Here is a 17,893-nt window from a genome sequence, read left to right on the forward strand (position 1 = left end):
TGTATCGAAAGTTCAACAAGTAAAGCGTCAGACGGTAATGTTACATCGCTTTATCATGTTTCGTGTCAGCATCAGCAGTCGCGTTAGATTCGGTAATCTCTTCAAAAATAGCATTGGTGACGTGAGTAACCTTTACTCCGTCACCAAGCTTTATCATATCTGTATTTACCAGCGCAAAAACGGCCTCAATAATTGAGTTTTTAATATCTTCAGTCTTTGCTGTTTGTGCATTATCTTCATTTTGGCCTTCCGTGGCTTCACTTGATGTCGTTGGGGCGATTTGTCCAGCTTTTGAGGAGACACTTCCTGTCATTAACCACAGCGCGTATTTGTTAAGCGTGGGGTTATTTGTGATTTTTTCTAAAAAATCAGAATTTATTGTTTTTCTTTGACCTAGCTCTGATTGTTTAAGAGAGCCAGCGTTGACGCCTGTTAGCGCTGCAAATTCGAGGCGAGTTAATCCTTCAGCATTTCTAATTAGCCGTATTTTTTCACCAAGTGGTGTTGACGATGTAATCATTTGAGTCTATTATCCGTTCCAGAGGTAATCACTTGATTGCGTTTGGTTGCAAGCTGTTTCACACGGTTGCAATTATTAATATTGTCACGACTTGCTTGTTATGTCGATAGTTCGTGACGTGAAATGAGGATAAAACAATGGAAATGAACACGAACGAAACGCCAGTAAATCAAAACCTTATCAATCCGTTGGGTGTTGAGCGAAGAATGCGCACAAAGGAAGTGCTAGAAATTGTTGGTCTGTCGCGCACGACAATTCACAGGTTAACCAAAAAATTCAGGTTCCCCCTTTCAAAAAACATGACAGCCAACATTGTTAGCTGGTCTCAAAGCGATTTGCGCGAGTGGTTAGAAATTGGCGCAGATGGCTGGTATGAGAAACACGGCAAGGCTCAAGAACAGAAAAAACTAGCACAGCAAGCAGCTTAAAAGGACTTAACAATGAGTACACTCCAGACAGTGGACGGCATCCCGTGCCGCCCTCAGCAAGTCACACCAAAATCAGACGAACAAAAAGCCCGTTGCGCTAATATCGTCGCCTCATTTCGTAAAGTGCTTAACCAGCGCTCGCAGCCTAAGCAAGAATTAATTCAAAACCCAGTCCGTAGCGAAAAAAATCAAAACCGCATTGAGCTGTTCCGTAAGTATCAAGAATCAAATTATGGTGAACGCCATGCCTAGTAAATCATATTGCCCCAAGGTTAATTTCAAGTTGAACTACAGTTATTTCCGTCAGTGTGGTCAATGCGTCGGTGAGGACATGCGCCGAATTTGCAAGCAGGTTCTTGATAACAGCTTCACGGTTGACCCGTTGGTTGCTCGCCATTATAAGCGAATGATTGTGGGGGCTGTGTAATGCAATGCTTATCTTATGGTGCTGGCACGAACTCAACGGCGATACTTGCGGGAATGTATGAGCGAGGCGAGCGTCCAGACTTAATTACATTTGCTAATACGGGTGGCGAAAAGCCACACACGTTAGCTCATATTACCAAAGTTAATAATTGGCTCCTATCAATTGGTTGGCCTCAGATTAGTGAGGTAATTAAAGTTTATCGTGACGGTTCGCAAGCTAATTTATATGACCATTGCTTTGAGCGAAATATGTTGCCGTCTTTGGCGTATGGCTTTAAGAATTGCTCGCAGAAATTCAAAATTCAGCCACAAGATAAGTTTTGCAACAATCATCCTCAGTGCAAGACTGCGTGGGCGGCTGGCGAGAAAGTAGTAAAGATAATTGGCTATGACGTTGATGAGCAACGTCGCGCCGATAATGCGCCAACTGAGACTAAAAAATACATCATGCGTTACCCGCTTATCGAATGGGGTTGGGATAGGGATGATTGTATTGAAGCAATTAAACGAGTGGGTTTGCCGTTACCCGGTAAATCGGCGTGTTTCTTTTGTCCTGCGTCAAAGCGCGATGAAATCTTTTCACTGCAAGAGCATTACCCATCGCAATTTCAAAAAGCGTTGGCGCTAGAAGCAAATGCAGAGCTAACCAGTGTTAAAGGGTTAGGTCGTCGTTTCAACTGGGGTGAAATGACTCAACAAATCGATGCGTTTAGTAACTTTCCAAAAGATTGGGATGATGAAGATTTGCCGTGTGGTTGTTATGACGGTGGTGCGGCATAGTGAAAATATTAGAACTGGCCGCGCTGCCTAACAACGACGCATTCGACAAAGACAATAATGCTTGGGCGCAAAAGTATCTCGAATCTTGCGGCCTCCCACGGTTTATTCAGCGACGAATGGCGCAATACTACGTTAAGCGTCGATTGAATGCTAAAGACACCCGCCAAATAGGTAATAGCAATCTTGGCTTGCGTGAAAAAGTTGGTTTACTCGTCAAAATTATTGATGATTCACCGCTAAACGCAAAGCAGTTATTGCGCGGTGATGAACGCGAATTACTGGCCGTAACAGTCAGTAATCACTGTATTGAGCTAATACAAGAATACTGCCTAATCAACGAGGGGACGCCAAACAATCCCATTATCGAGTGTTACAACGAGGTGGCGAGTTTTGCTGAAAAATGGGGTATCGAAATGCCCTACAAAACAACCGTTTCCAAACCTAAGAAAGTTGAAGAATCAAAGAAGTTAAGCGCTGATGCTAAAGCGTTAATTCTTGAGGCGGCACAAGTTGCCGCTGAGTTCGCATTGGGCTACGTCTGCTGTGAAGAGTTTTGGTGTAAAAAGTTCAACCGAATGGCCGCACGCACTAACGAGCACATTAATATCGCTAATGGCTTGGTTAGCGAGAAATCCCCCTACGTTAGCACATCAGCATTAACCGATTTTTACAACAAGCGTCGCCAAACTCTTGAGTACCTAAACATGATGCAAATCGTCAGCGAAGACGGTGAGCAAGTGCTCAATCTTGCCGACATTGTTGAAAAGTCGGTAGCAAACCCCGAAAAGCGTTTTATTGAAATGATGACACGCGCCAGAGGGCTAAAGGATGTGAACGAGGCAGCGGGTAATGCTGCCATGATGTTGACCTTTACTTGTCCGTCTAAGTATCACGCCAGAAAGACGATAGAGCGTGGCGGCAAAGAAATAACAGTCCCCAATAGTAAATGGCAAGGTAGTACGCCCAAAGAGGCGCAAGAATACCTATGTGGACAATGGGCAAAGGTCAGAGCATCACTAAAGCGCTCAGGAATCGAAATTAGCGCGTTAAGAGTCGTTGAGCCTCACAAAGATGGTACGCCTCACTGGCACATTGGCGTTTTTGTTCGCCCTGACCAAAAAGAAGAGCTAATAAAAACATGCCGTTATTACGCTTTAGAGGTTGATGGCGACGAAAAAGGCGCAAAAGAAAACCGCTTTCACGTATTGGAAATGGATCCAGAAAAAGGCGATTTAGTGGGGTATTTGATTAAGTACATCGCTAAGAACGTAAACGGGCAAGGTATGAAAGGCGACGAAAACATTGACTTTGAATCAGGTTTATCTGCATCCGCTGGTGCTGACCGTTCCGTGGCGTGGGCTAGTAAATGGGGTATCCGTCAATTTCAGTTTATAGGTGCGGAATCAGTCACAGTATGGCGCGAACTTAGACGATTAAAAAAGCCGTTAACAGATAGTGACATAGAAACGGTTCGCGGTGCTGCTGATAAAGGTGACTGGGCGGAATTCACACTTCAAATGAGCAACACACCATTAAATATTGTTCGGGAGAAAAAAGAGCAACCGAACAAATACGGTGAGCCAGTTTTTGAGATTGTCGGTGTTTCCCATGCTGACGAGCAAATAACAACGCGCGCCGAGCGTTGGAGTTTGCGAAAAAAAGCGAGCGATAGCGAGTTAATCGGGAGCGGTAGCGACCCTAGGACTCGTGTTAATAACTGTACGGAATCAATTTCGGACGTTGTTATTAACACGTTAAACGCTATGGGAATCGATAGCTTTGCTAGAGAAATGCTCTATCAAGGAAAGATGGTCAACGATGGTGACAGGACATTAAAAATTAGAAATAACAGGGTGATTGAAATATGAGAGGATTATTAACTATCAGGAAAACGCGAACCCAGCAATTAAAAGAGGTGGCGACATTTGCTGCCGCTTTAGTGTTGTTTTATTTGGCTGGCTATTATTCGTCGCAAAATGGCGAGTTTAATAATTTTTTGCGTATGTGTAATGACAGCGGTGAAGTTCACCATGTTGTTAATGGGGAAACGCTTCACGTGAAATGCGAGCAAGTAAAAATGAAACTGGAGTGGGTGACAAATGATTAAAAAACTATGGACTGTATTAGCTATTAGCTTATCGGGTGGCATGAATTCTATTTTTCCTAAGCCAAGGAAAAGCGGAATTATTCCAACTGATAAGCCAATGCCAGAGGTCACTAACAACAACGTGTGCAAACCAAAACGCAAGCCACGTAAACACAACAAAAAGAAACGAGGATTTTAAGAAATGCCAAATTTAAATAAACAATTAATCCGCATTAAAGCGGCGGGTGATGTACTTGAAAAAGCCCCCATGATGAAAACCAAACAGGCCGCGCAAATGCTCGGTAATGAAACGTTAACCCTATTAGGTCAATTGGTGGATATCGTTAATCAACAGAGTGATGAAATTAAGCAACTTAAGGATCAATTAGCATGAAGACAGTCCCAATAGCTGACGGCGAAGGTACTATTCCACTAAGAACTAGCATAAACAAAGTATTAGGCGTATTTCGCCACCATTGTGGCGAAATTGCATCGGTACACCAACCCAAAGGAAAACGCAGTCATACCCGCTATTTAATCTGTGATAGTTGCGGCACTGACCAGTGCGGCGGTAAACCGTATCAAGCCAAAATTAAGGCGAACACGTATCACTCTATCGAGGCGCTCCAAGCCGCTGAGAATGCGGTATTGACGGTTAACACGGATAACGAAACGTTAAGCGACGAGTTAACCGAAGAAACTACCACTCAACAAGCCGAAAGCTTAAGTGATGATAAGCCGACAGATACCGCGCCCCACGCGGTATCCACGGCTAATCAAGGTAGTGATAACGAAACGTCTGATTTAACCGAAAACCATAGCGAATTATCACCGTTGCCAACGCCTAACGATATACCAGTGCAAGCCAGTAGTGACGCGGTATCAACGGTTAACAGTATACCGACGCCAGTTGAACCCAAACAAAACGCGCAAACACAAGCGCCTAAGACAATGAGAATCGGTATCTTTGCCGTGATTGGTGGTGCAATAGGCGCTTTGTTAGCCGTAGCTGCTTAACCTAATAGATTAACCCTAACCCTAATTATTATTTAAAGAGATTCACATGACAGACGTAAACACTGATTTAGACCTAGAACAACAAGAGCAACAACAAAACGATGCACACCTAGAAACCACTACCGATGAGCAACAAGCCGTTGAACAACCAGAGCCAACCGAAGAAGAATTACAACGTGACGCCGAAGCGGCAGAAATGGCAAAATCGCTAGGTATCGAAGAGGGCGAACAGGAACCAGACTTTGATCCAACAATGGCCGCTAATCTAACACCTGAGCAAGAGGCTCAAATGCTCCAAGGGACTAAAGATTTATTACAAACGCCCGAAGGTGCAGAAATGGCTGCTATCGGTGCGCTTGATTGGTATGAAGAGTTGTTACAAGAACATGGCCATGAACGCTTTACGATGGGTGACAAGAAGAAAGAGCGCGGCGCTAAACGCTTAACGCCTGTTATCCAAAAATATGCGCCTGAGGCGTTAAGTTTATTCGGCCAATACAAAAACGAAGTCATGGCGGCGCTGTTCGTTGGCTCATTAGCGTATGGCTCAGTTAAACAAATCAAAGCGCTTAAAGCGGAAGACTTAGCTGAAGATAAACGCAAGCATCCTGAAAAGTACGAAACCAAAGAGCAACAAAGCACGGATAAGGCGGCGTAATTATGGCGATGCAACCGATTAACCCAAATGAATCACTAGACGCTGAGCATTGTTTATATGCAGGTACCACAGGCGCGGGTAAATCCGTTGCTACCCAAAAAATGAAACGTATTAAGCCGACTGACCAAGTGGTGTTTTGGGACTTCTACGGCCAGTACAAAGGTAAGAAGTTTCTAGGTCGTGAGGTTCGCACGTACGATACGTTAAAGTCATTCTTCAACGCGCTCTATGCGGGGCGCAAAACCAACCAAGGTTTTAAGATTGCATTCACCCCAAAGAATGCACCAGAGGGCAAACGCCCTAAGCGTGAATTGTTCCTTAAATTCTGTCAGGTACTTTGGTCTGCTGGTAATGGCACACACAAAAAGAAACTGCATTGTGTCATGGAAGAAATTAACCGTGTCACCATCACCACAGGTGACGAGGATTCAATCTATGGTGAACTACTTGAAGTTGGCCGTAAATTTGGCTTTGTTATTCACTCAGTAAGCCAGCGTCTTGCGCCAATTCCTAACACCGTCATCAGTATGTCAGGTTACAAATGGGTAGGCGTACAAGAGGCTGAGGGCGATGTATCGAGAATATCGCGTGAACTTGGCGTTTCGATTGATGAAATCAAAAGTCTTAAAAAGTTGGAGTATTTCTTCAAATTACCGGGCTTTGGAAATGTTGAACGGGGAAAGCTGAGGTTTTAACTGACTAATAAAAAAGAAAAATTGTGAAGGGGATATCTAGTTGGTATCCTCTTTTTCTTTGTTATTAATAAAGTTTTATAGAGGGAATTAAGTTGAATATTTTATTGAGGATTGTAGGCGTCGTTGTTTTGGTGGCAGCTTTGTGTATTGGCTTTTTTATTCATAAATTTGGTATTGGTTATTGGGACACTGTATCAGATTGGGGCGCTACTGGTGATTTTTTTGGTGGGATTCTTAACCCGATTATTGCCTTAACGAGTTTGTTTTTAATTATGCACACATTAATACAAAACCAAGAGGCGTTAGCCCAAACTAAGGAAGCCCTCGAGCAAAGCGAGAAAGCCATAGAACAAAGTAATTTAGCTTTAGAGCAAAATAAAGAAATGCTCAAAATTAATAATGAAGAACTAAGAATGAGTAGAGATGAGCTATCTAAGACCGTCGATGCGCAAGAAGAGCAGGCTAAGCATGCTGAAATGCAACGATTTGAAGATACGTTTTTTTCCCTTTTGGAATACTTAAATGGGCTTAAATTAGGCAGTAATAACAATTTTAAAGAAGACTTAAGAGACATACTACAACTTACGAATATGGGACATGAAAAGCTATGTGAACGTGAGAGGCACAATTTAAATCTTAGTTGTGGAAAGTCAAAGATGAGTAATTATCCTTACGTGAATGAATACTTTAGAGCCCTTTATCAGGTTTTAAAGTTCGTTGCTTTGCATCATCCAGAAAACGAAGCAATTGCAAATGTTGAAGATTTAAAGGGTTGCAAAAGCAATAGTCAAATGAAGACTTACTCGAGCATACTTCGCTCTGCATTAAGTGGAGAGGTAATTCTATTGCTCGCTTTAAATTGTTATGAAACAGAGGGTGTTGAATTTAATAAATACAAGATACTGGTGGAGTATTTTAGTATGTTTGAGCACATCCATTTTAAGTATGTCGAGGTTCGCCTCAATAGCTTTCAAAAAGCTATCGATTATTATTATGAGAAGGGGGCATTCGGTGATAATAAAATTATGGCTAAAATGAGAAATGAAAAGTAAACCCTAAACCGCTTCGGCGGTTTTTTTACGCCCAAAACCCACCAAACACAATTAATTTTCCCCTAATTTAACCTAATAGGCTTAATGCCTAGTTACCCCCTATACACATACCGCATCCGATCTCTTTAATTGGCCTCGTTCTAACTTACGGGGTGATAACCAAGTGAACAAACAAAATCTTATTGCTATGGGCGCTGCTGGTGTAGTTGCGTTTGCTGTAGTGACCATTGTTAAACGCAAATTTAAAGAGAAAACGACACATGAGTAAAGAAACTAAAACACTGTTAAAAGCAACGGGCATTGCAACGGTGGTTGCTGCATTGGTTGTCTGGGCGTCAAATAACATTGACCCAGTTCAAGACGTCATTGGTTAAGGGGGATTTGATGAGTACATTAAAACCAGTAGCCCGTGCGCTTCGTAAAATCCAGCCAACACAAATTCAGTGTGCTTCGCCTACGGGCAGTGGCTACGAAGAAGAATGGGCGCTTAAACTGCAAGCGGGTATGACGTATCACGCCATTGAGCTTGAAACGAACATTAAGCATGTACCAACGATTAAGAAAGTCACGCTTGATATTGGCGGCACACCCGTGTGTTACGCATCAAATGTCATGATGAACTTGATTGATGACTTAACGCAAAAGTTCAAACAAGAAGGTCGTTTTACGTTCGATTTTTCTAAGTATGAATACCGCAGCCCTGCGGGTATCTATCAAACGCAATTAGTGACTAACATCAATGACGATGTGACCTTGCTTATTGAGTTTGACAAGAAAGGCGAAAACGACCCAGTCGTGCCAACACTTAAAGCGAAAGCATGGGTAACGGATAACGATAATGCGGGGCGTATGTACACGCCATCACGTTATGAGCTAACTCAATATGCGGCGGCAGCGGGTGAGCATACGTGGGCATTTCCAAACGGCTCACCACATCGTCATATTCAGCGCATTATCTTTAAAGAAGATGATGTGAATATTAGTAAAATCTTTGTTAAGCGCGGATCTAAAACGATTCACACGGTGTATCGCGGCGACCTTGATTATGCGAATCAGCGTTACGGCAAGCTAGCGCGTCAAGACGGTTATTGTGTGCTTGATTTCACGGTGTTTGGCTTTGGCACAAACGGCGCGATTAATACGGCGGGCTTATCGTTTGAGTTTGAAGTGGATAAAGCGGGCGCGATTAAAACGTACGTTGAAGGGTATGAGCAAGTCGCATTCCCAAGCGCAGCGTAAGGAGACTCATCTATGTGGGAATCTTTACTAGGTATCGCTGATGGGCTGGTTGAGTCCGTTGGCGAAGGTGTCACACAAGTGCTTGATGGCCGCGTTGATTTAGAAGTGCAAAAGCTTCAAGAAACACGCAAAGACCCTGATGTACTTAAAGCGGTTGAGCCTGTTAAAGCAACGCGCACAGATGGTTCAACGATTGTGGGTGACACGAACAAAGCGGGTGAGGTGGTTGCACCTAAGCCAATGTTCATGGGCATGGATAAGCAAACCTTAATGATTGGCGGCGGTGTATTAACTGCGCTGATAGTGGGTGTTGCTGTCATTGCTCGGGGGCGTGGCTAATGGTGGGCGGCTTACCGAATCCGCTTGATGTCACTAACTCGGGCTCAATGCCGATTAGTGGCGGCGATGCCAAATCGGGCAACGGCGACCAAACGTTTAATGGCCGCACAAGCTACGGCGGCATTAATCATAAAACGGGCATCAATCCGTTGTGGTTAGTCGGCGGCGCGATTGTCGCGGTTCTCGCTTATGTGGTGGTGATACGTGATTAAGGTAGCGCTAACGAGTCAGGCACTTAAGACACTACGCCCAGCTTTGGGCGGCAGTGTTGGCACCATCAAACGTGAAATTGTTAACGGGGTGAGTGCGCTCTATCAGTCTGTTAGCTCACGTTTGTTCATCGTTGTTCGCCCTGAGGGGCGACAGCTTGTGGTGGTGGCGGTGGCTGGCTCGGGACTTTACCAATCGAGACAAGAGATTATTAACTTTGCTCGGTTTAATCAATTCACCTCTATTCGTTTTCACACCAAACACCCTGAGCGCTTAACACGTGCGCTTAATGGGTTGGCGTTCTCACTCGTTGAAACGCGCCAATCACTGTTTGGTCGTGATGAACTGATTTATGTCATGGGGTTGTAAATGGGCGGTAAATCAAGAAGTAAACAAGAAACAACCAACACCAGTTCAAACACCAACATTGTTAATGACGGTGAATTTGCGGGTGCGGGTAATGTCACGATTGATGAATCAGACCACCGCGTCACGGATTCAAACAATACGGACAATTCAATTGAGCTAGAGGACTCGTTTAATACCGATAACTCCATTGATAACGGCGGTGATTACGCGGGTAATAACGGCACGATTACCATGACAGATAGCGGCTCAATCAAGGAGGCGTTTAGCTTTGGTCGTAGTGCGTTAAGCGCCAATGAAAACGCCCTTGAAAGTGCGTTTGACTTTGGTAGTGATGCCCTTGATGAAGTGCAAACGCTAGCGGTCAGTGCGTTTGAAAACTCAACCAAGCAAGCGGATAACTTTAGTGACAACGTTCAATCTATGCTCGAAAACGGCCAGCGCTCACAAGAGAATATCTTGAAAAACGCGGCCAAAAGCAACAGTGACGATAGAGCGCTTATTGCTGATTTAGCGCGTAGTACCAGCCTAGCAGGGCAAGACATTGTAGCTAAGTCATCCCAAAAGATGACGCTGTATATGGCCATTGCACTGGGACTTGGTTTTATTGCCATTGTAGTAATGCGGAGTAACGACTAATGCCAATTATCAGAATTGACGCAGGCAAAGAAAAGCTGATTAAAACATCGGGCAAGTACTTATCCATTATCAACTCAACAGGCAGCTTTTCCATTGAATCGCCGCAGTTTGGGTCAGTACTGGGTGAGCTTGGCCGTCAGCTTGAGCTTGATGATGTACGTGAAGTGCTGTTTTGCAACACAAGCAATCAACCTCTCAACGTTGAATATGAAGTGGCCAACATCAAGGTGCATATCTCAGGCAAAGGTGGCGCTGTGAGTATTGAAAACTTACCCGCCGTGCAGGCGGTGAGCTTTGAATCTAATAGTTTTCCGTCAGCGTTTACGGTGAATAACTTACCAGCGGTTCAACAGGTGGCACTTGAAGCTAACCAATCGGTGAGTGTTGATAACTTACCAGCGGTTCAACAGGTGGCACTTGAAGCTAACCAATCGGTGAGTGTTGAAAATTTACCAGCGGTTCAGCAGGTGGCACTTGAAGCTAACCAATCGGTAAGTGTTGATAACTTACCAGCGGTTCAACAGGTGGCACTTGAAGCTAACCAATCGGTAAGTGTTGATAACTTACCAGCGGTTCAACAAGTTACGCTTGAGCCTGAGCAATCAATCAGTGTGGCTAACTTTCCCACTGAATTTGGCGTGAAAAGTGGTGGTAGTTACAACCCACTTGCTCCCGCTGATTTTACGCAAAGTAACACCGTTGAGCTTGCAAAAAACAAAGAGCGTTTAACGCTCGTCATTATGGCCAGTGAAGACAACACAGGCTTAATTTGGGTCGGCGGCGAAAGGGCAGGAATTCCCCTTAGCGCTGGCCGTGAATTTAATCTAGGCAGTGGTTCAGCGGTGACGCTTTACGCACAAAACCCTGCCGACACTTGCTATTTAGCAGAGGTAACAAAGTAATGAGAACACTATTAGGCGGTGGCTCCACACTTAACAAAATGAATAAAATCTCACAAGCATTGCGTTCGATAAATAGCCGAAAAGAATGCTATGTCGATTCGTTAATGGGAGATGATTTAAATGATGGCTTATCCGAAAGCTCGGCATTTAAAACGTTGAGCGCGGCGACTGCATTCTTCGGTCAGCATTCAAAAGTGATTATCTATCTTGTGGGGGACAATGATGTTGTTCTTACTGAGGACGTTAATTTTGGCGGCGGTGAATTAACGATAAGCACTCTCGGCGGAGCAGGCATCGAATTCAATGGTGGCGTTATTGTAACGAGTAATTGTGCAGTAAGTGCCGACTTCCCCGTGGTGATTAAAGGCTCGACCAAGGCGTTTACGATAAAGCTTCGCGGGTTTATTACATTGCATTCACGAACTCGTGTCCAAATTCCAGCTGGGTCTAATGCTGAATGCGTTGTGTATTCAGAATATGGAGAAAATCAGGTTCGATTAAGTGGTTCACACTTTGTGTCACAGGCTGGTGAGTTACCTGTTGTGGGCTTGGGGGCTCAGGCCGCGGCGTGGATTGGTAGTAAAAATGTAACATTAACGAACATGGTGGAGAGATAGCTATGAGCAACCAAAAAAGATACAGCGTTGTTATTGGTAGTACACGCCACATCAACAAAACCGAAGCTGAGTTGTTAGCGGTTAAAGGCATTGGTCAAGCCACGGTTGATGAAGCCAAAGCAAAAGCCAAGCTTGAAACCATCAACAAGCAAGCCTTTGCACACATTGACGGAGCTTATCCCCAGTGGAAACAAAGCAACATCACCCGCATTGGCACAAGCGAACAACAAGCCACAATGACCACCTTCATTGATGCGGTTCGCGCTTGGGCTAATAGTGATGACCCACAACACGCTGACCTCATGGCTATCAAGGCGTAAGCCATGAGTGCAATCAATCTTAAGTTAATCACAGGGGCGGCAGTTGCCGCCCTTGTTTTAGGAGCTGTTTTTATGACAACACGACCTAACAAAAACGTTCGCCTTAACAATCCACTGAATATCGAACAGGGCAGTGATTGGGATGGCCTTGCAAACGTGCAAAAGGACGAAAGATTTTGCACTTTCGAATCGCCAGAATACGGATTCCGCGCGGCTTACATTATTCTCTTAAGATACTTAGAGCGTGACACCAACACCATCAATAAAATTGTGGCAACGTGGGCGCCAGCGTTTGAAAATCACGTTAATAATTATGCCAACTTTGTGAGCAATCGAACCAACATCGATGTTGATTCATTTGTTGAGCCTACCGACTTACCGCAAATCATCCTCGCTATGGCTGATTTTGAAGGAGCAAAAGGCGCGTATGACATAAGCCAAGTCAATCAAGGCATTGCCATTGCTCATCAAGCGCAATACGTCATTGACCGCTTAGCCTTTATCGAAGAAAACACCTCACTCATTGAGCGTTATTTACTATGACCACAAGTGATAAACACCTACTCATTAAACTGGCTGCAACAACCTTAGCGGGTGTTGTCCTTTGGCGCTTATCAAAACCCGTTCGCGACACCTTAACCAGTGTTCAAAACGGCCTTGAAAGCACAGGGGATTTTATCGGTGAACAACTGCATGAAGCATCGCAATTCATCCATGGTCGCGGTGATGTTGAATTTACCCAAGCGGGCTTTGTGCTTAATGAGCGCTACGTAGCAAGCAACGGCAAGATTGACGAATGGTGGCGTAAAACAATGAGTGATGCTCATCCTGATAACGCGGCGCTATTTAGAAAAATCACTGACCGCAGCGGCCACTTACTGCCTAAGTACCATCACCTGATTGAAAAGCTAGTTGATGAAAACACAATTTAACAGCGAGGCACTATGAACATTAAATGGGGCGCAGTCGCCACTACCATAATCGGCGGTCTATTGGCCGCAACGGTTATTTACCAAGTTAAAAAACACACCACAGGAATTATTGACGATGATTAATAAGATACTCGGATTCATCACTAATCCATTCGCTGAGCTTATCGGCGGTTGGCAAGCACGTAAAACCATTGCAGCACAAACAGCAAGCGAGCTTGCTCAAGCAGAGTCTAATTTAAAAATAGCTAAAGTTAACGCGAAAATACAGCGTACAAAAAGCCAAGATGAAAGTGATATTAGTTATGACATGCAAGTCCTTAAAAACCGCGCACTGTCATACATGGATGAAGTATTAATTATCTTTTGGTTGGTGGTGTTCGTACTTCACTTTATTCCTGAGTACGCCCAAACCATGCAGGCGGGTTGGGTGGCAATTAATAAAGCGCCGTGGTGGTTCCAGTTCGGTATGTTGGGGATTCTGGTCAGCACATTGGGCTTATTTAAGTTGTTTAGAATGTGGACAGAGAAAAAATTCAGTTTTGGAGGTAAATCATGACCACCTTTGCAGTTGGATTAATTTGCTTAGCGTGGGGTTATCACGTTGGATGTAGCGACGGCAGTAAAGGGGTTGGCGGTTAATGACTGATTTTGCAAAGACTGTTGTTGCCATTTTGATCTCTACAGTGATTAGCGCGTCCGTTGTCGTGGGTACGCTTAGCGCTGATATTGCCAGCGTAAAAACAGACGTTAGCCGCATAGATATTAAAATCGAGTCATTCGATAAGCGGCTTAGAGAACAGGAACGCCAAGGCGCTGTACTTGTTACGCGATTGGAGATGCGGCATGAGTGACGCTTATATGGACTAAAAGTGATGGTAGCTGTCTTTTTGCTGTCACTTAAAAAGATGAAAACCCGTAACTCATTGAGCTACGGGTTTTTTAATTGTTGAGTATTCATGAAAGTGTAACGATGCTAACGTAAATTATAGTTAGATAAAACTGACACTATAACTGACTCTAGATGGTGTTCGTTTTGTATTTATTTATTTTAGTTATTGTTATTTAAGGTTTTAATTTAAAGGGGCTGCTTATCGTAGATAAACGGCTTTATTTTTTTAGGGAGAAAAATGTTTATGAAATTGGTTATTGGCAATAAAAACTACTCAACATGGTCACTTAGACCTTGGCTATTGATGACTCATTTTAATGTTAATTTTACGGAGCAGTTGGAGTCTTTGGCACCAGAAAAACTTTCCGAGCGATTAGCACAGTATTCAGATAGCAAAAAAGTTCCAGTACTTATTAATAAAGAGCTCAATGTTTGGGATTCCTTGGCAATTTGTGAATATGTTAATGAGCAATGTTTGGCGGGGCGTGGCTGGCCAAAGGATCCTTCACAACGTGCAATTGCTCGTAGTGTGAGTGCGCAAATGCATAGCGGTTTTGGTGCTATTCGCAATGAGATGCCAATGAATATTAGAGCAAAGCGTCGCGTTGAGCTTTCTGAAGATGCAAAGAATGAGATCAATCAAATGCAATTACTATGGCACCGTTTACTGCAAAATAGCGGTGGGCCGTGGCTATTTGGTGAGTTTTCGATTGCTGATTGTATGTATATTCCCGTGATATTACGTTTTGAAACCTATGGTATTTCGCTATTACCATCAACAAAGCAATATCGTGATGCTATTTTTGCGAATGAAGCGGTTAAACAATGGATTGACGTTGCCCTGCAAGAAACGGAAATTGTTGAAGTTAATGAAGCTGGCGAAGAACGTTAATACGCATATCGCCCTTAGTGCTTATGGGCCGCTGCTGAATGTTGGTGTAGAAATTTTCTAGCTTCACCTTTGGAAAGCGGCTTACTAAAATAGTAACCTTGAATTAATTCACAATTGTTATCTTTAAAAAACTCTAATTGCGCTTCGGTTTCTACGCCTTCGGCAACTACTCTCAAATTTAAACTATGCGCCATTGAGACGATGGCTTTTGCAATGGCTTTGCTATTTGGATTGTGTTCAATTTCTCGTACGAAGGATTGATCAACTTTTAGCACGTCGACGGGTAAACGTTGAAGATAGCTTAATGACGAGTAGCCAGTGCCAAAATCGTCAATGGATAATGAAAAACCAAGATTTTTAATAACATCGAGCATCAATGTCATCTTTTCAGGGTCGTCCATTACAATACTTTCTGTCAGCTCTAGTTCGATAAAGTGCGGTTTAATATCTATCTCTTCTATCAGTTTAGCTAGCTCTAATGGATAGTCTGATAGCTGAAACTCGCGTGCAGAGACATTAACTGCCATGTGGATATTGTCGTATCCTAACGAATGCCAATGAATAAGCTGTGTGGTTGCAGTGCGGAAAATATATTGACCTAAATCTCTGATAATCCCTACTTCTTCAGCCACTGGAATAAACTCATCAGGCGACACTAATCCCATGGTTGGGTGGTGCCAACGCACCAAGGCTTCAAAGCCGTAAACGATTTCACTACTCGCTATCATTTTAGGCTGATATAGCACCTCAATCTCTTTACGTTTTATCGCTTCGCGTAGTTCTAGTTCAACTAAGTTACGGCGCTCTGCCTGCTCATTAATTGAGCTGCTAAAAAAGTGGAAATTATTACGGCCATTGGTTTTGGCGTAATACATGGCGGTGTCGGCATTTTTCAATAAAGAGTCTGCGTCGGTGCCATCACCGGGATAAATTGCAATACCAATACTGGTACCGATGTTGGCAAGTTGATCATTGAGTTTAAAGTCACGTTGAAAATCTTGCTGGATTTTCGTTGCGATGGTTTGAACTTGACTCACGTCAGTGATGTTATCAAGAATAATGGTAAATTCATCACCAGATAAGCGTGAAACAATATCGGTTTTTCGTACGTGGCTCTTTAATCTTTTTGCTGATTGAATGAGTAATTCATCGCCAACGTTGTGACCTAATGTGTCATTAACGAGTTTAAATTTATCTAAATCGATGAATAAAATAGCTAATGTTTGTTCATTACGTCGCGCATTGGTAATGGCATGGGAGAATGAATTATTGAACATTGCACGGTTCGCTAATTTGGTCAGCGGATCGTAGTTAGCCATGTAAAATAATTCATCTTGGGTTTTCTTACGCTGTGTAATGTCAGAAAAAACAGCGACGACATAATTAAAATCTTGCTCATCCGATGGTTTTACGGCATTGAGTGCTAGTTCTAACACATATTGAAAGCCATCTTTGCGATGATCGCTTACTTCACCCTGCCAGTGCCCACTAGTATTTAACTGCGTTTCTATTTCATCACGATTCATCAATTGGCTAAGAACGGGTAGTGGTTTCCCTTTCATTTCAAGCACTGAGTACTGAGTAATGTCGGTAAAGGCCATATTAATGGCAACGACATTGTAATGAGCATCAAGAATGGCAATCGCATCATTAGTATTATCAAATACAGAGGCGTATAGCGCGACCTGAGCCTGTGTTTCTCGTTGTTTTGTTATGTCTAGTAGCGTTCCAGTTAAACGCTGTGGCACCTGATTTTCGTCCCAACGCGATATCTCACCAGTGAGCCGTAACCATACCCAATGCGTATCAGCATTTGCCCGAAACTCAATATTGAAATGCTTTTGATTGTTGGCAATAAATGCTCTGCTATATTCTGAAAATCGAGCGCGATCACCCGGATGAATTTTTTCGACAAGCTGACGCATACTCAGTAAAACGTCTTCATCACCCATGGCCAAGACGGCGGTGCTATGTTTATCGAGAAATAGCTTTTGCGTATCTAGATTGAGATCCCAAAGACCTTCACCAGCGCCTTTTAGCGCTAGCGATAATCGCTCTTTACTTTCTTTGAGTGCGTTTTGTGCACCCGAAATTGCACCTAACATACCATTGATGCTGCTAACTAAGGTGTCGATTTCACGTACCTTACTCGCTGGTGCTCGCTGATCATAATCTTTATCGCGTGTTATTTGGCGTGAAAAAGTGGCGAGATTATATAATGGCTTGGTCACCGATGTTACAATGTTACTCGACATCACTGCGCTGATAATAATTGCGAGAAGAAGCAGCGCACCACCGATATAGATAAACTCAAATTGTCGAGATTGTAGTTCTTCAGTGTCTGCAACGACGTGTAAATAACCGATAATAAAGTCATTAACGGTTACATCTTTGAATATCTCAATCGCATCATTGTTAATAATAACTGCAGGCTGTTTGTTTTCAGATAAACTGTTTATATTCCAATTGTTTACATACGTTTCTATGTCATTGTGATCATTGTCAGAAAGCCGAGCATAGCGAATATTAGGATGATACTTTAACGATTCTAAAACCGTTATCGCCATTTGATGATTATTTTCAGCTAATGCGATGCCACTATTGTTGGATATAGCAAGGCTAATAGCGTCTATTTCATTGATATAGTCGGTGCGGTGAGTGGTTTTGTCGTACATGACGAAACCAGCAAAGGTTAGCAACAATATGATAATGCTACTAATGATTAATGAAATTGTTAGTTTGCCACGCAATGAACGCTTGGGTTGTTTTTTATCTTCTTGTTGACCCGAGTCGTTTGGGTGAGAGACCAAATCGAATTCCTTTATTCATGCTGCTAGGTTAGTTGCATCATTAGGAGATGGCTCATCTTTTGATGTCCACATTTTA

26 protein-coding genes are annotated in these 17,893 nt (G+C 43.3%); 24 read left to right on the forward strand and 2 right to left on the reverse strand.

The features are described from left to right. Positions 1–40 precede the first annotated feature (40 nt). Complete coding sequence (locus tag ACMAZF_RS01240; protein WP_435275686.1) at positions 41–520, reverse strand: helix-turn-helix domain-containing protein; 480 nt, start codon at positions 518–520, stop codon at positions 41–43. Between the two features lie 137 nt (positions 521–657). Here ACMAZF_RS01240 and ACMAZF_RS01245 point away from each other — a divergent pair, with 137 nt between their 5' ends. The 24 genes from ACMAZF_RS01245 (at position 658) to ACMAZF_RS01360 (ending at position 15,007) form a co-directional block, all read left to right on the forward strand. After that, positions 658–948, forward strand: a complete 291-nt coding sequence (locus tag ACMAZF_RS01245; RefSeq protein WP_435275687.1) for a helix-turn-helix transcriptional regulator — start codon at positions 658–660, stop codon at positions 946–948. A 12-nt stretch (positions 949–960) separates the two neighbouring features. Continuing rightward, on the forward strand, positions 961–1,200 hold the full coding sequence (locus ACMAZF_RS01250; RefSeq protein WP_435275688.1) for a hypothetical protein: 240 nt from the start codon (positions 961–963) through the stop codon (positions 1,198–1,200). Positions 1,201–1,374: 174 nt separating this feature from the next. Beyond that, positions 1,375–2,154 (forward strand): phosphoadenosine phosphosulfate reductase, encoded by a 780-nt coding sequence (locus tag ACMAZF_RS01255; protein ID WP_435275689.1) that lies wholly within the window; start codon positions 1,375–1,377, stop codon positions 2,152–2,154. Continuing rightward, positions 2,154–4,022, forward strand: a complete 1,869-nt coding sequence (locus ACMAZF_RS01260) for a replication endonuclease (protein ID WP_435275690.1) — start codon at positions 2,154–2,156, stop codon at positions 4,020–4,022. Before ACMAZF_RS01255 ends, ACMAZF_RS01260 begins: the two co-directional genes overlap by 1 nt. Beyond that, positions 4,019–4,261 (forward strand): hypothetical protein, encoded by a 243-nt coding sequence (locus ACMAZF_RS01265; RefSeq protein WP_435275691.1) that lies wholly within the window; start codon positions 4,019–4,021, stop codon positions 4,259–4,261. The genes ACMAZF_RS01260 and ACMAZF_RS01265 overlap by 4 nt, the downstream gene beginning before the upstream one ends. Continuing rightward, complete coding sequence (locus tag ACMAZF_RS01270) at positions 4,254–4,439, forward strand: hypothetical protein (RefSeq protein ID WP_435275692.1); 186 nt, start codon at positions 4,254–4,256, stop codon at positions 4,437–4,439. The genes ACMAZF_RS01265 and ACMAZF_RS01270 overlap by 8 nt, the downstream gene beginning before the upstream one ends. A gap of 3 nt (positions 4,440–4,442) precedes the next feature. Then, positions 4,443–4,634 carry a hypothetical protein gene (locus tag ACMAZF_RS01275; RefSeq protein ID WP_435275693.1) on the forward strand — a complete coding sequence of 64 codons (192 nt, stop codon included), beginning with the start codon at positions 4,443–4,445 and terminating at the stop codon, positions 4,632–4,634. Then, the gene (locus ACMAZF_RS01280; RefSeq protein WP_435275694.1) at positions 4,631–5,257 is read left to right on the forward strand and encodes a hypothetical protein; all 627 of its coding nucleotides are present in this window, start codon (positions 4,631–4,633) and stop codon (positions 5,255–5,257) included. Before ACMAZF_RS01275 ends, ACMAZF_RS01280 begins: the two co-directional genes overlap by 4 nt. A gap of 46 nt (positions 5,258–5,303) precedes the next feature. Further along, complete coding sequence (locus ACMAZF_RS01285; protein WP_435275695.1) at positions 5,304–5,915, forward strand: hypothetical protein; 612 nt, start codon at positions 5,304–5,306, stop codon at positions 5,913–5,915. 2 nt (positions 5,916–5,917) lie between these two features. Then, positions 5,918–6,610 carry a hypothetical protein gene (locus ACMAZF_RS01290; protein WP_435275696.1) on the forward strand — a complete coding sequence of 231 codons (693 nt, stop codon included), beginning with the start codon at positions 5,918–5,920 and terminating at the stop codon, positions 6,608–6,610. 92 nt (positions 6,611–6,702) lie between these two features. After that, positions 6,703–7,662: a putative phage abortive infection protein gene (locus ACMAZF_RS01295; RefSeq protein WP_435275697.1), complete on the forward strand. Its 960-nt coding sequence runs from the start codon at positions 6,703–6,705 to the stop codon at positions 7,660–7,662. A 384-nt stretch (positions 7,663–8,046) separates the two neighbouring features. Continuing rightward, positions 8,047–8,901 carry a major capsid protein P2 gene (locus tag ACMAZF_RS01300; RefSeq protein WP_435275698.1) on the forward strand — a complete coding sequence of 285 codons (855 nt, stop codon included), beginning with the start codon at positions 8,047–8,049 and terminating at the stop codon, positions 8,899–8,901. A gap of 12 nt (positions 8,902–8,913) precedes the next feature. Continuing rightward, on the forward strand, positions 8,914–9,240 hold the full coding sequence (locus tag ACMAZF_RS01305; RefSeq protein ID WP_435275699.1) for a hypothetical protein: 327 nt from the start codon (positions 8,914–8,916) through the stop codon (positions 9,238–9,240). Then, positions 9,240–9,452 carry a hypothetical protein gene (locus tag ACMAZF_RS01310; RefSeq protein WP_435275700.1) on the forward strand — a complete coding sequence of 71 codons (213 nt, stop codon included), beginning with the start codon at positions 9,240–9,242 and terminating at the stop codon, positions 9,450–9,452. Before ACMAZF_RS01305 ends, ACMAZF_RS01310 begins: the two co-directional genes overlap by 1 nt. After that, positions 9,445–9,819, forward strand: coding sequence for a hypothetical protein (locus ACMAZF_RS01315; RefSeq protein ID WP_435275701.1), 375 nt, complete (start codon positions 9,445–9,447; stop codon positions 9,817–9,819). Before ACMAZF_RS01310 ends, ACMAZF_RS01315 begins: the two co-directional genes overlap by 8 nt. Beyond that, positions 9,820–10,455: a hypothetical protein gene (locus ACMAZF_RS01320; protein WP_435275702.1), complete on the forward strand. Its 636-nt coding sequence runs from the start codon at positions 9,820–9,822 to the stop codon at positions 10,453–10,455. It begins immediately after the preceding gene. Then, positions 10,455–11,357 (forward strand): hypothetical protein, encoded by a 903-nt coding sequence (locus ACMAZF_RS01325; protein ID WP_435275703.1) that lies wholly within the window; start codon positions 10,455–10,457, stop codon positions 11,355–11,357. The genes ACMAZF_RS01320 and ACMAZF_RS01325 overlap by 1 nt, the downstream gene beginning before the upstream one ends. Next, positions 11,357–11,974: a hypothetical protein gene (locus tag ACMAZF_RS01330; protein ID WP_435275704.1), complete on the forward strand. Its 618-nt coding sequence runs from the start codon at positions 11,357–11,359 to the stop codon at positions 11,972–11,974. The genes ACMAZF_RS01325 and ACMAZF_RS01330 overlap by 1 nt, the downstream gene beginning before the upstream one ends. A 2-nt stretch (positions 11,975–11,976) precedes the next feature. Continuing rightward, positions 11,977–12,294, forward strand: a complete 318-nt coding sequence (locus ACMAZF_RS01335; RefSeq protein ID WP_435275705.1) for a hypothetical protein — start codon at positions 11,977–11,979, stop codon at positions 12,292–12,294. 3 nt (positions 12,295–12,297) lie between these two features. Beyond that, positions 12,298–12,837: a hypothetical protein gene (locus ACMAZF_RS01340; RefSeq protein ID WP_435275706.1), complete on the forward strand. Its 540-nt coding sequence runs from the start codon at positions 12,298–12,300 to the stop codon at positions 12,835–12,837. After that, the gene (locus ACMAZF_RS01345; RefSeq protein WP_435275707.1) at positions 12,834–13,226 is read left to right on the forward strand and encodes a hypothetical protein; all 393 of its coding nucleotides are present in this window, start codon (positions 12,834–12,836) and stop codon (positions 13,224–13,226) included. The genes ACMAZF_RS01340 and ACMAZF_RS01345 overlap by 4 nt, the downstream gene beginning before the upstream one ends. A 115-nt stretch (positions 13,227–13,341) precedes the next feature. Further along, positions 13,342–13,782 carry a hypothetical protein gene (locus ACMAZF_RS01350; RefSeq protein ID WP_435275708.1) on the forward strand — a complete coding sequence of 147 codons (441 nt, stop codon included), beginning with the start codon at positions 13,342–13,344 and terminating at the stop codon, positions 13,780–13,782. An 82-nt stretch (positions 13,783–13,864) separates the two neighbouring features. Continuing rightward, positions 13,865–14,077, forward strand: coding sequence for a hypothetical protein (locus ACMAZF_RS01355; protein ID WP_435275709.1), 213 nt, complete (start codon positions 13,865–13,867; stop codon positions 14,075–14,077). Positions 14,078–14,359: 282 nt separating this feature from the next. Beyond that, positions 14,360–15,007, forward strand: coding sequence for a glutathione S-transferase family protein (locus tag ACMAZF_RS01360; protein ID WP_435275710.1), 648 nt, complete (start codon positions 14,360–14,362; stop codon positions 15,005–15,007). Positions 15,008–15,021: 14 nt separating this feature from the next. Here the strand turns inward: ACMAZF_RS01360 and ACMAZF_RS01365 are convergent, their stop codons facing one another. Then, on the reverse strand, positions 15,022–17,817 hold the full coding sequence (locus ACMAZF_RS01365) for an EAL domain-containing protein (RefSeq protein ID WP_435275711.1): 2,796 nt from the start codon (positions 17,815–17,817) through the stop codon (positions 15,022–15,024). Positions 17,818–17,893: the final 76 nt, after the last annotated feature.

It is taken from the genome of Psychrobium sp. nBUS_13 (genome assembly GCF_051201665.1).
GTDB lineage: Bacteria > Pseudomonadota > Gammaproteobacteria > Enterobacterales > Psychrobiaceae > Psychrobium.

Coding starts and splice junctions, on each gene's coding strand:
- ACMAZF_RS01240 (WP_435275686.1), bottom strand. CDS start 520: ATGATTACATCGTCAACACCACTTGGTGAAAAAATACGGCTAATTAGA.
- ACMAZF_RS01245 (WP_435275687.1), top strand. CDS start 658: ATGGAAATGAACACGAACGAAACGCCAGTAAATCAAAACCTTATCAAT.
- ACMAZF_RS01250 (WP_435275688.1), top strand. CDS start 961: ATGAGTACACTCCAGACAGTGGACGGCATCCCGTGCCGCCCTCAGCAA.
- ACMAZF_RS01255 (WP_435275689.1), top strand. CDS start 1,375: ATGCAATGCTTATCTTATGGTGCTGGCACGAACTCAACGGCGATACTT.
- ACMAZF_RS01265 (WP_435275691.1), top strand. CDS start 4,019: ATGAGAGGATTATTAACTATCAGGAAAACGCGAACCCAGCAATTAAAA.
- ACMAZF_RS01270 (WP_435275692.1), top strand. CDS start 4,254: ATGATTAAAAAACTATGGACTGTATTAGCTATTAGCTTATCGGGTGGC.
- ACMAZF_RS01275 (WP_435275693.1), top strand. CDS start 4,443: ATGCCAAATTTAAATAAACAATTAATCCGCATTAAAGCGGCGGGTGAT.
- ACMAZF_RS01280 (WP_435275694.1), top strand. CDS start 4,631: ATGAAGACAGTCCCAATAGCTGACGGCGAAGGTACTATTCCACTAAGA.
- ACMAZF_RS01285 (WP_435275695.1), top strand. CDS start 5,304: ATGACAGACGTAAACACTGATTTAGACCTAGAACAACAAGAGCAACAA.
- ACMAZF_RS01290 (WP_435275696.1), top strand. CDS start 5,918: ATGGCGATGCAACCGATTAACCCAAATGAATCACTAGACGCTGAGCAT.
- ACMAZF_RS01300 (WP_435275698.1), top strand. CDS start 8,047: ATGAGTACATTAAAACCAGTAGCCCGTGCGCTTCGTAAAATCCAGCCA.
- ACMAZF_RS01305 (WP_435275699.1), top strand. CDS start 8,914: ATGTGGGAATCTTTACTAGGTATCGCTGATGGGCTGGTTGAGTCCGTT.
- ACMAZF_RS01310 (WP_435275700.1), top strand. CDS start 9,240: ATGGTGGGCGGCTTACCGAATCCGCTTGATGTCACTAACTCGGGCTCA.
- ACMAZF_RS01320 (WP_435275702.1), top strand. CDS start 9,820: ATGGGCGGTAAATCAAGAAGTAAACAAGAAACAACCAACACCAGTTCA.
- ACMAZF_RS01325 (WP_435275703.1), top strand. CDS start 10,455: ATGCCAATTATCAGAATTGACGCAGGCAAAGAAAAGCTGATTAAAACA.
- ACMAZF_RS01330 (WP_435275704.1), top strand. CDS start 11,357: ATGAGAACACTATTAGGCGGTGGCTCCACACTTAACAAAATGAATAAA.
- ACMAZF_RS01335 (WP_435275705.1), top strand. CDS start 11,977: ATGAGCAACCAAAAAAGATACAGCGTTGTTATTGGTAGTACACGCCAC.
- ACMAZF_RS01340 (WP_435275706.1), top strand. CDS start 12,298: ATGAGTGCAATCAATCTTAAGTTAATCACAGGGGCGGCAGTTGCCGCC.
- ACMAZF_RS01345 (WP_435275707.1), top strand. CDS start 12,834: ATGACCACAAGTGATAAACACCTACTCATTAAACTGGCTGCAACAACC.
- ACMAZF_RS01350 (WP_435275708.1), top strand. CDS start 13,342: ATGATTAATAAGATACTCGGATTCATCACTAATCCATTCGCTGAGCTT.
- ACMAZF_RS01355 (WP_435275709.1), top strand. CDS start 13,865: ATGACTGATTTTGCAAAGACTGTTGTTGCCATTTTGATCTCTACAGTG.
- ACMAZF_RS01360 (WP_435275710.1), top strand. CDS start 14,360: ATGAAATTGGTTATTGGCAATAAAAACTACTCAACATGGTCACTTAGA.